The organism is Corynebacterium sp. LaCa54 (assembly GCF_046717495.1).
In the GTDB taxonomy this organism is placed as follows: domain Bacteria; phylum Actinomycetota; class Actinomycetes; order Mycobacteriales; family Mycobacteriaceae; genus Corynebacterium; species Corynebacterium kefirresidentii.
The window spans coordinates 1,544,878-1,558,692 of the sequence record NZ_CP177115.1 but is presented as its reverse complement, the minus strand read 5'-3'; the positions used below and the strand labels follow the sequence as shown (position 1 = coordinate 1,558,692).

The window sequence follows — 13,815 nt, the reverse complement described above, 5'->3', positions numbered from 1 at the left end:
AGAATACGCGTCTCGGGCACCTAGGGCGTGGCCAAGTAGGTCATTGCCGCACCATATGCCGCCCGGGTGGAGGCATAAACGGTGGGGGCATAGTCAGGCAGGAAGGTTGCTTGGTGGTTGACCGGAGGATCCTGCAACTCATCTTCCGGGGTGCAGCCGATGTGCCAAAAGACATAAGGTACCCCCCACGCCTGCGGCAGGTAGCAAAAGTCCTCGGAGGCGGTGGAGGGGGCCGCGATGACTGAGTCGGAGCCAAAAGCGGCGTCGAAAACCTCGCCTACTGGGGCATGGGCAGCGGCGTCATTATCGGTGACCTCGCCGTGGGCGTAGTACTCAAAAATAGGGTCCTGCTCGCTTCCGGAGGCGACACACTCGGCCTTAACCATGCGTTCGAGGGAGTGGTAGACCTTTTCTGCCAACGCGGGATCATAGTAGCGAGTATTGAGTACCAGCTCGGCGGAGTCGGGGATGATGTTGTTTTTATCGCCGGAGTGAAGCTCGCCTACGGAGATGACAAAGAACTCGTGCGGGGCGACCTCGCGGCCCACAATGGCTTGGAGGCGGGTGACGATCATAGCCGCGATGTAGGTCGGGTCGATGGAGTTATGGGGCATGGAGGCGTGGGCGGATTTGCCAAAGACGCGGATACGCAGGGAGTCGCATCCGGCCATGATCGGGCCGGCGGTGTGGCGAACCGTGCCGGCGCGGCCGGGCATGATGTGCTGGCCAAGGCAAATATCGGGGCGCGGGACGCGTTCAATGAGGTTATCGGCCAGCATGAATTTAGCCCCCATGGAGGATTCTTCGGCCGGTTGGAAAAGGGCGAGGAAGGTGCCGGACCAGGAACTACGGGAGGCGTCGAGAAGCGCGCAGGCACCTAGCAGCGCGGTGGTGTGCATGTCGTGTCCGCAGGCGTGCATATTTCCATTGGCAGCGGAATAGGAAACACCGGTGGCCTCCTCTACCGGCAGACCATCGAAATCCGCGCGCAGCAAAGCGGTGGGTCCATCGCTATTGCGGAAGATGGCGACCATCCCATAACCCCCGATGTTCTCTACTACCTCGCAGTCAAAATCGGCGAGCTTGGCGCGGATGCGACCGGCGGTTCGCTCTTCCTCGTGGGAAAGCTCGGGGTGGCGGTGCAGGTCCTCATAAAAGTCCTGCTGCCACTCCAGATCGGCCTGCTGGGAAGTGACGAGCTGGGCGATGCGGGCAGAATCAGACATGGTTTCACACCTTAGGAATTGGGTAGGGTTAGCGCTATGCCGGTTATTCAATTTGATGTTTTGGTTCCCAACGCACAAGCAGAGCGCGTCGCGGATATCTTTACCACTGCCACCGACAAGTTGGTAGAAAGCGGTTCATTAGCCTCCGCTGAGGTTACTCGCCCTGATGCACCGCAGTTTCCAGAGGGGTTGGAAGAACAGCTGCGGCAAAATTATCGCGATGAGCATGAGGACCGCGACCTTGAGGACGCGAGCGTGCACCGCTACGACATTGCGGTAACAGGGGTGAGCGGCTCGGTTAACCAACTAGGCATGGTGCTCTCGCGCCTTCTTACCCCGCATGCAGTGCTGCCGAAAGACCACGTCTTGCTGGAAGATGAGCTAGCGCATGAACGGCCAGCTATCTTCCCATGGTCGCTGTCTATCCGGCCTTAGAGCTGCTTGACGATGTCCCTGGCGGCCGCCGCCAGCTGTTGCGCCAAGAGGCCTTCTTGGCTAAGCGATGCGCAGTAGGCGTCCGTGCCATGCTCGAAAGAACCGGCGATGATGCCCATGGGCGTGCCTGCGTCCCGGGCGAGAGCCGCAATGGTTCCGACGGCCTTTCCGGTCAAAGATTGCTCGTCAAACCGGCCCTCGCCAGTGATGACGAGATCGGCGGAGGATATTTTTTCTGGAAGCCCGAGCGCAGTGGCGACATGTGCGCCGCCGGATAAGACGCGAATATGCTCATCTGAGCCCCAGAGCGTGCGAGAAAGCCAGTGCAGGCCGATGGGAAGGCCACCCGCGGCACCGAAATATTCGGAGTCCGCATCGGCGCCGGTGACTTCGCATGCTTGCAACATGGCACCGGCCAGCAGCGCTACCTGCTCGCCTTGCGCTCCTTTTTGGGGGCCGTAGATGGTTGCCGCCTGTACTGGAGTAGCGCGGGTATCTGCCAGCAATGTGAAGTCAAGCATGCCCGCTTTGATATTGAGCTGCGCGGTGTCGATGTGATCGAGCTGAACTAGGGGAGCGCCGCCCTTGGGCAGGGCGTAGCCGCGGGCGTCGTGCGCGGCAGCGCCGAGCGCGGTAAGGATGCCCATGCCAGCATCGATGCTGGCAGTTCCTCCCAATCCGAGCACAATCGAGGTGGCGCCGCGCGTTTCTGCATCCGCAATCAATACGCCGGTGCCATAAGAATCGGCGTGCAGCGGATCAAGGCTGTCCTGCACTGCGGGCAGGCCGGTGGCAGAGGCGACGTCGATAAACGCAGTGGTTCCGGCCAGGGCATAGCTTGCCTGAGTCAAGCGGCCTATGGCGTCGGTGGTAGGCAGGGTGATGTTTTCGACGGATTGTCCGCCGGCTGCGGCCGCTTGTGCGAGGACGGCGGCGGTTCCCTCGCCACCATCGGCCATGGGCATGGTGGTAACCGTGGCCTCGGGAAGAGCCTGGCGCACCCCCATAGCAATGGCTGCTGCGGCCTCGGGCGCGGAGGCGGTGCCTTTAAACGAGTCTGGCGCGACGACAATATGCATGCCCGTGATTATAAAGCCCGCCTGCGAAGGGAGTCTGCGCGGCTGAAGATCCGAACGTTCTACAGAAAATATTTTACTTTATTGTCGCTGGTAAAGACGGTTCGGATCTATGCAAGGTCTAGAAACTGCTTGCTTTATCGGTAGTTTGATAGGAAACTGGTATCTGTTCTTATACGTCCACAGAATGGAATGCACGCCATGTCAGTAGATAGCCAAATTTCTGAATACTACGACAAGTTGCTCAAGCGCAATGCGGGAGAACCAGAATTCCACCAAGCGGTTTCTGAGGTTCTGGACTCGCTGAAGATTGTCCTAGAAAAGGACCCGCAGTACGCGGATTACGGCTTGGTGGAGCGCCTCTGCGAGCCTGAGCGCCAGCTCATCTTCCGCGTGCCGTGGATCGATGACAATGGCGATATCCAGGTCAACCGCGGTTTCCGCGTCCAGTTCAATTCCGCGCTCGGCCCCTACAAGGGTGGACTGCGTTTTCACCCTTCGGTCAACCTGGGCATCATTAAGTTCCTCGGGTTTGAGCAAATCTTCAAAAATTCCCTGACCGGCCTGCCCATTGGCGGTGGCAAGGGCGGTTCTGACTTTGATCCCAAGGGCAGGTCCGAGGTGGAAATCATGCGCTTCTGCCAGTCCTTTATGACGGAATTGCACCGCCACATCGGGGAATATCGCGATGTTCCGGCCGGTGATATTGGCGTCGGCGGCCGCGAGATCGGCTTCCTCTTTGGTCAGTACCGCCGCCTGACTACCCAGCATGAATCCGGTGTCCTTACTGGCAAAGGCCTGACCTGGGGTGGCTCCCTGGTTCGTACCGAGGCCACAGGCTTTGGCACGGTCTATTTCACCAATGAAATGATGAAGACCCATGGCGAGTCCTTTGATGGTGCCAAGGTCATTGTCTCTGGCTCGGGCAATGTTGCCATCTACGCCGCAGCGAAGGCCCAAGAACTGGGCGCCACCGTGGTGGCCATGTCCGATTCCTCCGGCTATATCACCACCACACAAGGCGTGGACATCGAGCTTCTCAAGAACGTCAAAGAAACTCGTCGTGAGCGTATTTCCACTTATGCACAAGAGGCTGGCAGCGGCGTGGAATTCCATGAGGGCGGAAATATCTGGGAAGTAGGGGCGGACGTGGCACTGCCGTGTGCTACCCAAAATGAGCTGGACGGCGACTCGGCCAAAAAGCTTGTGGAAGGCGGCGTGCGCTACGTGGCCGAAGGTGCCAATATGCCGTCCACCCCGGAGGCCGTCCACATATTCCAAGAATCCAAGATCAACTTCGCGCCGGGCAAGGCCGCTAATGCTGGTGGTGTTGCTACCTCCGCGCTGGAAATGCAGCAAAATGCGTCCCGTGATTCTTGGTCCTTTGACTACACCGATGACCGCCTCCACGCGATCATGTCTAATATCTTTAAAAACATCGACAACACGGCGAAGGAATACGACCGCGAAGGCGATTACGTAGCCGGCGCAAATATCGCCGGCTTCAAGAAGGTAGCGGATGCCATGCTGGCACAGGGCGTCATCTAAAAATCGGCCTTTATTCAAGCTCCCCTTTTGCGCCACAGAGCGTGGCGGTAAAAGGGGCGCTTGTTTTTGTATATGCGTGCCATAAATTCTGTATGTGTGGGCGCGGACTGGCAAGACCGGTTGTGGAAGTAAAATCTGCAGTACACACTCGGTGCGTGGCCTCCACGCATGGCGGGTGAGGGTATGTAAAATTCGCGGTATGTACCGTGTCTTTGAGTCTCTAGATGAATTAGTTCAGCACTTGGAGGGGGCCCATGGCTTCCCCATGACCTCTAATTGCGTAGTTCCGCGCCATGAAATGCTCGCGCTTCTCGACGACCTCCGTAACGCGCTGCCCGTTGAGATTGATGACGCGCAGGATGTGTTGGATAAGCAGGATGAAATCCTGCACGGCGCTGAGGAGCGCGCGGACCAAACCATCAATGATGCTAATGCCCAGGCAGATGACATTGTGGGCCACGCCCGCGAGGAAGCAGATGCCACGGTGTCCCATGCAGAACAGCATGCCGCCAAGCTGGTGGCTGATGCTGAAGCTCGCGCTCAGTCCATGGTGGAGCAGGCCCGCGCGGAAGCAGACCGTACTATCGCTCAGGCGAATGATGAATATGAGCGTTCCGTCGCTGAAGGCCGCGCAGAGCAAGAGCGTCTGGTTTCGGAATCAGAAGTTGTTCGCCGCGCCGATGAAGAAGCACATCGCATTGTGGAATCCGCCCACACCGAATCTAACCGTCTGCGCAGTGAATGCGATGAATTTGTGGATGGCAAGCTAAGCGAATTTGAAACCACCCTTAATGGTCTGCTGCGTACAGTAAACTCCGACCGCTCTGCCCTGCGTGGCGGTGCCGGAGTGCGCTCCCGTGGCGGCGACTATTCGGCTCCGGGACGCGCCGGCGGCGCCGCAAGCAACACACGTTACGCTGAAGGCGAGACCTATGAGCGCCGCTATAACGAGCGCTAAAACTTTAGTTTCTTTATCGGCCTTAAACTCTATGGTTCGGTGCACACCGGGCCGTAGAGTAAGGGGCTAGGAAAGACCTATACACTAGGCACGGCCAAAGGCCCTATTTGGTGAGCAGGCGGTTCGTCGTACACCGTCTACTCACCAAATAGGGCCTTTATTCATCGCCGCTGGTCTGAGTAAATTAGGTGGTGGCACGAGTGCGAGGTTGCTTAGCGGCAATGGCCTTTCCTTTTTCATGGGGAGTAGGCGTTATGTGGGTGTGTAGGGGAACGGAGATGTCTTCCTGCTGCGGGAGAAGGTGTGCAGGCGCGGCGGATTGGACGGCCATGCATGCTGCAATAATCGCGGTTACCAAGCCTGGAAAAAGGAACGCAACGAGTGCAGTGAAGAAATAGGAAGACAATGATGTCAAGGGATTATCACTGAAATTTTGTGGAAAGCACACGGCACACACGCTAAGGAGCGCACCGGTAGCTAGCACCATCGTGCCCACAGAAATGAGCGCGGTAGGAATGGTCGCGCGGGAGAACCAAGTAATAGCACCTGCGCTTAGGGAAAAGATGAGCGCGCCGGTAAGGACCGAAAGGTCCATGCCGGTGGGCAATACTAAAATGGCACCGGCTACCAAACCGGCAACGACGCTACAGATGAGTGCGGTAAAGAGGCGAATGCCACGCGCGCCGTACATGCCTGAACGGTCCGGGCGTGGAGTGGCGTGAACGAGCATACCGGCAGTAGCTAACACCGCAGCGGGAAGACAGCTAAACACGGTGAAACCGAGCGCTATGCTGCGTAGATCCGTGGAGGCTAGTGCCAAGTGGTAGGTCATGCTTCCAGACTAAGGACGGCTTTCGCTCGGGAAAAGGCTAATCCGCAAAGGCATATGTCCTTTTACATTAAACGCCAGATTCTTGACAGAAACTTTCCTCGCGCGGGCCGCTAGGCGGAGTTTGCGGGGCAAGGTAGACTACCTAGTGTTATGACATCACCATTGAAGTTCGATGTGGGCGAATTGTTGAACGCCCAAGGCGCTGACGCACTGCCGGAACAACGCACCCAAACCGGCCCCTCACCTGAGAGGATCGGCGTGGAGATGATCGCCATCCCGCAGGGCGAAGAGCTCACCGTAGACGCTACCTTGACCCCTCTTGGTGCAGGTGTCTTAGTGGATGCCAACGTATCCGGACAGCTGACCGGGGAATGCGCTCGCTGCTTGAAGGAATTGCACCCACAGTTGGACTTGCACGTCACACAGGTCTTTGCAGCCGACGAATCCTTTGTCTCGGGAGATACCCCTTCAGACGGCGACGAAGGATCCGGAGATGAGATTCCAGAGATTGAAGATGATGAGCTGGATCTCTTGCAGGCCGTGATCGATGAGGCAGGCCTTAATCTTCCCTTTGCCCCAGTATGCGAAGATGGCTGCGAGATTGACACGCCTGAGGGCGTAACCACGGGTATCTCTGGCGAAGAGGACGAAGAAAAGGTCGATCCCCGCTGGGCTGGTTTGGAGAAGTTCCTATGAGCCGCAAGAAGAAGCTAACTGGGGAAGAGGCACTGGCTGCCGAGTTCGCTGCAGTAGACCATTCCCCGTTGTTGGAATCGCTCGGTGTGGAATTGCAACCAGAGCACCTGTGCCTAGCATTGACCCACCGTTCATTTGCTAATGAAAATGGGCACTTGCCAAACAACGAGCGCTTGGAGTTCTTGGGCGATGCGGTGCTGGGCCTTTCGGTAGCCTCTCAGCTCTACATCACCTACCCGTCCCGTCCGGAATCGGATATTTCCAAGATGCGCGCATCGATTGTCTCGCGCTACGGCCTGTCTGATATCGCCCGGGAAATAAACCTAGGACCGCACATTTTGTTGGGTAAGGGCGAGCAGTCCACCGGTGGCCGCGATAAAGATTCCATTCTTGCGGATACCACTGAGGCAATCTTTGGTGCCATTTACCGCGAGCATGGTTTTGAAACGGCGCGTGACGTCATCTTGCGCTTATTTGCGGAAAAGATCGAAAATGCGACTGTGAGCGGGCGCCACTTGGATTGGAAGACCTCTTTGCAGGAGCTGTGCGCGGAGCTAAAGGCGCCGATGCCGGTTTATTCGGCTACTTCCACCGGACCAGAGCATGACCAGACCTTTAATGCAGTAGCTACTGTGGCTGGTCTGACCGTAGGAAATGGTGTGGGCCACAATAAAAAGTTGGCCGAGCAGCAGGCAGCTCAGGAGGCCTGCCAGACCCTGCGCGAAACTCCGCTTTTGGTGCAAGGCACTGCACATAAAGAGGGCTGAGCATGCCGGAATTGCCGGAAGTCGAGTCCGTCCGCCGTGGCCTTGCACCACACGTGGTGGGACGGACTTTTGAGTCTGTAGAGGTGTTACACCCGCGTTCCAATCGTGGCCAAGATGAGCCGCTTTCCGGTCTCCTTGAGGGCAAAGAGATCTCTGCGGTGGCCAGGCGCGGGAAGTTTATGTGGCTGGAATTTGTGGGCGAAGATGCCATGGACCCCCACCGTGACGTCCTCTTTATCCACCTAGGTATGTCGGGTCAGATCCGAATAGGTGCCACCGAATCTTCGCACCTTCGCATTACCGCCCAGCTGAGCGGTGGGGTAGAGGTGTGCTTTGTTGACCAGCGCACCTTTGGGTATTGGTTGTATGCGCCGTGGGACAAGATTGCGCACATTGGCATTGACCCGCTGGAACCGGATTTCGATAGTGCGGCTACAGCACGGCGCCTGCGTGCGAAGAGGACCGCAGTGAAGACCGCGCTTTTGGATCAAACGCTGACCTCTGGAATCGGCAATATTTACGCTGATGAATCCCTGTGGGACGCGCAAATCTCACCCCGCAAGAAAGCTTCGACCTTGCGGCAAAAAGATGCTGTTGCTCTGCTTGCAGCAGCTCAGGAGGTCATGACAGCGGCCCTAAAAGTGGGTGGCACGAGTTTTGATTCCCTGTACGTAAATGTGAACGGCGAATCGGGGTATTTTTCGCGTTCCTTGGCCGCGTATGGGCGTGCTGGCCAGCCCTGTCTGCGGTGTGGAACGCCCTTGGAGCGCTGCATAATTTCAGGGCGGTCCACCCATTTTTGCCCCCATTGTCAATAATTTATGGCGTATGGGGTTCACGTTGTGAACCTTAAGGCAGTAAATTATTCTGCATGGATTTTCTTGAAAATGTCGTAACGACATTTAATGACGGCGTGTGGTCGTGGATTTTGCCGTGGCTGCTGATTGCTGCGGGCCTATTCTTCGGCATCCGTACTGCTTTGGTGCAAGTGCGCATGGTGCCGGATATGTTCCGCGCCGTCGTCGAGCGCCCCAAGGGGGAGGGCCGCGATGAGGACGAAGACTATGGCGGAATCTCCGCGTTTAAGGCCTTCACCATTTCAGCTGCTTCCCGCGTTGGCACCGGTAACGTTGCCGGCGTGGCAGTGGCCATTTCCGTTGGCGGCCCAGGTGCCGTCTTCTGGATGTGGCTGATTGCCATCCTGGGTGGCGCTACTGCGTTCATCGAGTCAACCTTGGCCCAGCTGTGGAAGGTCCGCGATGGCAATGGGTACCGCGGTGGTCCGGCGTATTATATGAAGCGCGGTTTGGGGTGGGGACCGCTCGGCGTGCTTTTCTCCATCGCCATCGCCTTTACCTTTGGCTTGGTATATAACGCCTTCCAGACCAACGCCATTGCGGATGCGGTGTCCTTTTCCTTTGACCGCGATGACACGATGTTCCGCTCCATTATCGGCATTGTTATCGCCGTGGTTGCGGGTCTTATCATCTTTGGCGGTGTGAACCGCATTGCCAATATCACCCAGGTCATCGTGCCATTTATGGCGGTGGCTTACCTGCTCATCGGTGGTTTTGTCGTCATTACCAATTTTGACAAGGTACCGGGAATGATTGGCGATATCGTCGGTCACGCCCTAGGAATCAAGGAAATTGCGGGAGCCGGTCTTGGCGCGGCCATGATGAAGGGTATTCAGCGCGGTCTGTTTTCAAATGAGGCCGGCGAAGGCTCTGCCCCTAACGCGGCGGCAACTGCGGCCGTATCTCACCCAGTCAAGCAAGGCTTGGTGCAGACCCTCGGCGTGTACTTTGACACCTTGGTGGTATGTACCATCACTGCTTTCATTATCTTGCTGGGACCAGAGATTGCCTATGGTGCAGAAGCAGAAGGCGTGTCCTTGACCCAGGCAGCCCTATCTTCTGAGGTGGGCGAGTGGGGAATCCACTTCGTCAGCTTTATCCTCTTCTTCCTGGCCTTCTCTTCCATCCTGGGCAATTACTACTTGGCGGAGTCTAACCTGGAGTACCTCACCCAGAGCAAGCCTGCGCTGGTGATTTTCCGCCTCGTCGTACTTTTCTTTGTCTGGTTCGGTGCGGTGGGCTCCTTGCCGCTGGTCTTTGCCTTGGCCGATACCGGCGCGGCAACCATGGTTATCCTCAATATCCTCGCCATCGTGCCGCTATCCGGGGTGGCCATCAAACTGCTCAAGAACTACAACGAGCAGCGCAGCCATGGCATTGACCCGGTATTCCACCGCGATATGCTGCCGGAGCTTAAAGGCGTGGAGTGCTGGGACGGCTCCGACCCCGTCACTCGTCGCAGCGAAGAGGACCGCCGCGTCCTGCGCGATAAGGGTCAACAAGATCACTACTAGGAGCTAGGGAGGCCGCTTGACCATGGAAAGAATGACCGCTTTTGTCCACGGGCACGTCCAAGGCGTGGGCTTTCGATGGTGGACGCGCTCCCGTGCCCTCGAGCTCGGCTTGAAGGGGCATGCTACTAATTTGGCCGACGGTCGGGTTCAGGTTGTAGCCGAGGGACCGCGGGAGAAATGTGAGGAGTTGCTAGGACTCCTCAAAGAACAGCCCAGTATGACTCGCCGGCCAGGAACGGTGGACCTAGTAGTCGAGCAATGGGCTGCCCCCAAGGGAGAGTCTGGCTTCATTGAACGCTGATGCATAGCACATGCCCGCAGTTTCGAGCCTTGAGGCTCGGCTGGGCAGGCGTGCTCTAAGCTTGCTAAACTAACCCAAATGCACCTGAAATCGCTGACGCTCAAAGGCTTTAAATCATTTGCGTCGGCGACGTCTCTGAAATTTGAGCCGGGCATTTGCGCTGTTGTCGGACCGAATGGTTCCGGCAAGTCCAATGTGGTCGATGCGCTAGCTTGGGTCATGGGCGAGGGAAGCGCCAAGACGCTGCGTGGCGGAAAGATGCAAGACGTCATCTTTGCCGGCGCCGGCGACCGCAAAGCCTTGGGCCGCGCCGAGGTAACCCTCACCATCGATAATGCGGACGGCGCGCTGCCGATCGAGTATTCGGAAGTTTCGGTCACCCGCCGAATGTTCCGTGACGGTGCCAGCGAATACGAAATCAATGGCGCCAAGGCGCGCCTTATGGATATTCAGGAGCTGCTCTCTGATTCGGGTATTGGCCGCGAGATGCACATTATCGTCGGCCAAGGCAAGCTTTCTGAAATCCTCGAATCGCGGCCCGAAGATCGGCGCTCCTATATCGAAGAGGCAGCGGGTGTGCTCAAGCACCGCCGCCGCAAGGAAAAAGCGCAGCGAAAGCTCACTGGCATGCAGGCCAATTTGGATCGCCTGCAGGACCTTACGGATGAGCTAGGAAAGCAGCTTAAGCCTTTGGCCCGCCAGGCCGAGGCCGCGCAGCGTGCGGCCACGGTGCAAGCTGATCTGCGCGATGCCAGCCTGCGCTTAGCCGGCGATAGGGTAGTGCGGCTGCGCAGCAAGTTTCAGGAGGCCGAGCGCACGGCCGAAGTTCTCGCCGAGCAGGTTGAAGAAGTTACGGCGCAGCTGGAAGAAGCGACAGGCTCCCAGCTAGAGGTAGAAGCCCAACTAGAAGAAATAAGCCCCAAGGCAGATGCCGCCCAAAAACTGTGGTTCGATCTGTCTACGCTTTCTGAGCGCATTTCCGCCACGCAGCGCATCGCGGAAGAGCGAGCGGCCAATGCTGGTGCGCAGGTGGCTTATTCTGGCCAAGATCCGGAGGACCTAGAGGCACGGGCCACCCGTGCAGATGAGGAGCATGCGGAGCTTCTCGCCGCGGCGGAAGAAGCTGCAGAACGCCTGGAAGCGATCCGCGAAGAGGTAGCAGAGCGTCGCGAAGCCTTTGAGGCGGCCGAGCGCGAACACATGGCCCAGCTGCGCGCCATTGCTGATAGGCGCGAGGGCGTAGTCCGCCTTATCGCGGCGGAGGAAAAGGCGGCAGGCCAGGTTACTTCGGCGGAAGAGGAGCTAGCGCGGCAAGAGGAAACCCTTGCTTCTACCAGCCAACGCACCCAGTCTGCCCAGGCAGAGGCCGATGAGGTGGCGGATAAACTGCAATCTTTGGCTGGCGAGCGCGAGCCGCTCGAGGAGGCACATGTGCGCGCAGCCAGTGAATCGGGTGCGGCCGACAAACGCTTGGAACAGCTGCGCGATGAGCAGCGCGAACGCGAGCGCGCCGTGTACACGTTGCGCTCCCGCATCGATACCCTGGCCCAGACTGCACCAGAAAAAGTCGATGTAGGTGAGCAGTTCCAGCCGCTGGCCACATTCATCAGCACCTCATATGAGACGGCGGTTGCTGCCGCATTGGGCGCCTTCGCTGAGGCTCAGGCCGGCGAGATTTCCGTTCAGCTCATTGCGGACCTGGAAAAGGGTACGCGCTCCGCGCTTATCGATGTCTCTGTGGCCGCCCCCGCCACTTCCTGGCGCGTGGATGCAACTTTGCCCACCGGAACCTCGTGGTTGCTCGACCACATTGCTGTGGTTCCGGAGGTATCCGCCGCGCTGCACCGCCTCCTTGCGGATGTCGTGCTCGTTCCCGATTTCGCGGCGGCGAAAAAATTGGTGGCAGAGGATCCTCGCCTGCGCGCCGTTACCGAATCGGGCGTGGTACTGGGCGAAGGTTGGGTAGAAGTAGGCACCGGTGCCTCGTCTACCGTAGAGGTCACCGCTCGCATCGCAGAGGCAGAGGAACAGCTGGAATCTGCGACGCAGGAGCTAGAAGAACTATCCGGCACACTTGAGGGCGCAAAGATTGCGGCAGAAGATGCCCGCGTGACCGCCGCCTCGGCGAAGGCTGCCTTGCGCGAACACGATACCGAGGTTGACGCGTGGAAGCGTGATCATCAGCGCCTGCTTAAGCAATACGAGGCCAATAAATCGGAACACGAAAAGGCCGCTGCGCGGGCGACCGAGATTGAGGTAAAGATCGCAGAAGCCCGCAAGCAGCTTGCCGACGCCCGCGATAGGCTCGCCCGCGTCGATGCGGACGAGCAGCCAGATGAGCCTTCTTCGGCGGAACGTGACGAGGCTTCGGCCGCATTAGAGCAGGTTAAGTCGATGGAGATGGAGGCGCAGGTTGCAGCCCGCTCTGCTCAAGACCAAGTGGGTCAGGTAGCGGGGAAGGGCGAGGCATTGCGTCGCCAAGCGCAGCATGAGCGCCAAGCCAAGGCTCGCCATGAGCAGGCCATGGCCCGGCGCAAAGCCCAAGGGGAATTGGCCGGTGCAGTGGCAAGGCATTCGCGTGATTTGGCCGCGCGCGCCACGCAATTGCTAGAGCGCGCCACCGCTGAGCGCGATGACTACTTTGCGCAGCGCACCTCCTTGAACGCGCAGTTGCAACAGGTAAAACAGCAAGTCTCGGCCGCGCGACAGCAGCTGGACCGGTTGACCAACCGCGCTCATGACTCAGAAATTGCTCGCTCGCAGGCACAGGTGCGCGTCGATGAAGCAGAAGCCAAGATTGTGGAGCAGCTCGGCATTGCGATTTCGGACCTTTTGCAGGACTACACCCCAGGCGAGGATTTCGATCGCGGGGCGGAAAATGCGCGCCTGAAGCAAGCAGAAAAGGACTTGAATTCTTTGGGCAAGGTTAATCCACTTGCGTTGGAAGAATATAAGGCTTTGGAGGAGCGTTATTCCTTCCTGTCCACCCAGCTGGAAGATGTCATCCAAGCCCGCAAGGATCTTGCCGGGGTTATTGAGGACGTGGATGCGCAGATTTTACAGCTTTTCACCGATGCCTGGCATGACGTGGAAGCGGAATTCCCCAAGGTCTTCCAGACCCTTTTCCCTGGTGGCGAGGGCCGCCTCATCCTCACGGAGCCGGAGGACATGCTTACCACCGGCATCGAGGTGGAAGCGCGCCCACCGGGCAAGAAGGTCAAGCGCCTGTCCTTGCTTTCTGGTGGTGAGAAGTCGCTCACCGCGCTGGCAATGCTGGTAGCAATCTTCCGCGCCCGCCCCAGCCCGTTCTACGTCATGGATGAGGTTGAGGCAGCGCTTGATGATGTCAACCTGCGCCGCCTCATCGCCCTTTTTGAAGAGTTGCGCAAGGATTCGCAGCTTATCGTCATTACGCACCAAAAGCCGACGATGGATGTAGCTAACGTGCTGTATGGCGTGACCATGCGCGGCGACGGTATCACCCGTGTTATTTCGCAGCGCATGAATCCCGCAGGTAGTGCCCCTGGAACAGAGCAAGCCAGCGAGGACGCTACCCGCCTGGGCGTTGATGCTCCACGGGGCGACTAGCCAGGGTGGTAGCCGCG

The 13,815-nt window shown here is 58.3% G+C and carries 12 protein-coding genes; 9 read left to right on the top strand and 3 right to left on the bottom strand.

The features are described 5' to 3' along the window. Positions 1-20 precede the first annotated feature (20 nt). Entirely contained in the window at positions 21-1,226 is a 1,206-nt protein-coding gene (locus ACLI1M_RS07585) for an amidohydrolase (RefSeq protein WP_248098819.1), read from the bottom strand. Positions 1,227-1,262: 36 nt separating this feature from the next. Here ACLI1M_RS07585 and ACLI1M_RS07580 point away from each other — a divergent pair, with 36 nt between their 5' ends. After that, positions 1,263-1,661 (top strand): hypothetical protein, encoded by a 399-nt coding sequence (locus ACLI1M_RS07580; protein ID WP_200288896.1) that lies wholly within the window; start codon positions 1,263-1,265, stop codon positions 1,659-1,661. Here the strand turns inward: ACLI1M_RS07580 and ACLI1M_RS07575 are convergent. Continuing rightward, positions 1,658-2,740 carry a glycerate kinase gene (locus tag ACLI1M_RS07575; RefSeq protein WP_248098816.1) on the bottom strand — a complete coding sequence of 361 codons (1,083 nt, stop codon included), beginning with the start codon at positions 2,738-2,740 and terminating at the stop codon, positions 1,658-1,660. The genes ACLI1M_RS07580 and ACLI1M_RS07575 overlap by 4 nt on opposite strands. A gap of 198 nt (positions 2,741-2,938) precedes the next feature. Here ACLI1M_RS07575 and gdhA point away from each other — a divergent pair, with 198 nt between their 5' ends. After that, the gene (gene gdhA, locus ACLI1M_RS07570) at positions 2,939-4,285 is read left to right on the top strand and encodes an NADP-specific glutamate dehydrogenase (protein WP_248098814.1); all 1,347 of its coding nucleotides are present in this window, start codon (positions 2,939-2,941) and stop codon (positions 4,283-4,285) included. A gap of 199 nt (positions 4,286-4,484) precedes the next feature. Then, complete coding sequence (locus ACLI1M_RS07565) at positions 4,485-5,243, top strand: DivIVA domain-containing protein (RefSeq protein ID WP_023021265.1); 759 nt, start codon at positions 4,485-4,487, stop codon at positions 5,241-5,243. Positions 5,244-5,427: 184 nt separating this feature from the next. Here ACLI1M_RS07565 and ACLI1M_RS07560 read toward each other — a convergent pair whose 3' ends face one another. Beyond that, positions 5,428-6,075, bottom strand: a complete 648-nt coding sequence (locus tag ACLI1M_RS07560) for a hypothetical protein (RefSeq protein ID WP_023021266.1) — start codon at positions 6,073-6,075, stop codon at positions 5,428-5,430. Between the two features lie 150 nt (positions 6,076-6,225). Between ACLI1M_RS07560 and ACLI1M_RS07555 the strand changes: the two genes are divergently transcribed. The 6 genes from ACLI1M_RS07555 (at position 6,226) to smc (ending at position 13,798) form a co-directional block, all read left to right on the top strand. Further along, complete coding sequence (locus ACLI1M_RS07555) at positions 6,226-6,771, top strand: YceD family protein (protein ID WP_023021267.1); 546 nt, start codon at positions 6,226-6,228, stop codon at positions 6,769-6,771. Continuing rightward, entirely contained in the window at positions 6,768-7,538 is a 771-nt protein-coding gene (gene rnc / locus ACLI1M_RS07550; protein ID WP_200288899.1) for a ribonuclease III, read from the top strand. Before ACLI1M_RS07555 ends, rnc begins: the two co-directional genes overlap by 4 nt. A gap of 2 nt (positions 7,539-7,540) precedes the next feature. Then, positions 7,541-8,356 carry a bifunctional DNA-formamidopyrimidine glycosylase/DNA-(apurinic or apyrimidinic site) lyase gene (gene mutM, locus ACLI1M_RS07545; RefSeq protein ID WP_248098812.1) on the top strand — a complete coding sequence of 272 codons (816 nt, stop codon included), beginning with the start codon at positions 7,541-7,543 and terminating at the stop codon, positions 8,354-8,356. A gap of 53 nt (positions 8,357-8,409) precedes the next feature. Continuing rightward, on the top strand, positions 8,410-9,909 hold the full coding sequence (locus ACLI1M_RS07540) for an alanine/glycine:cation symporter family protein (protein WP_200288901.1): 1,500 nt from the start codon (positions 8,410-8,412) through the stop codon (positions 9,907-9,909). A 22-nt stretch (positions 9,910-9,931) separates the two neighbouring features. After that, positions 9,932-10,210 (top strand): acylphosphatase, encoded by a 279-nt coding sequence (locus tag ACLI1M_RS07535; protein ID WP_023021271.1) that lies wholly within the window; start codon positions 9,932-9,934, stop codon positions 10,208-10,210. A gap of 78 nt (positions 10,211-10,288) precedes the next feature. After that, positions 10,289-13,798 carry a chromosome segregation protein SMC gene (gene smc / locus ACLI1M_RS07530; protein ID WP_411706494.1) on the top strand — a complete coding sequence of 1,170 codons (3,510 nt, stop codon included), beginning with the start codon at positions 10,289-10,291 and terminating at the stop codon, positions 13,796-13,798. The last annotated feature ends 17 nt before the right edge of the window (positions 13,799-13,815 follow it).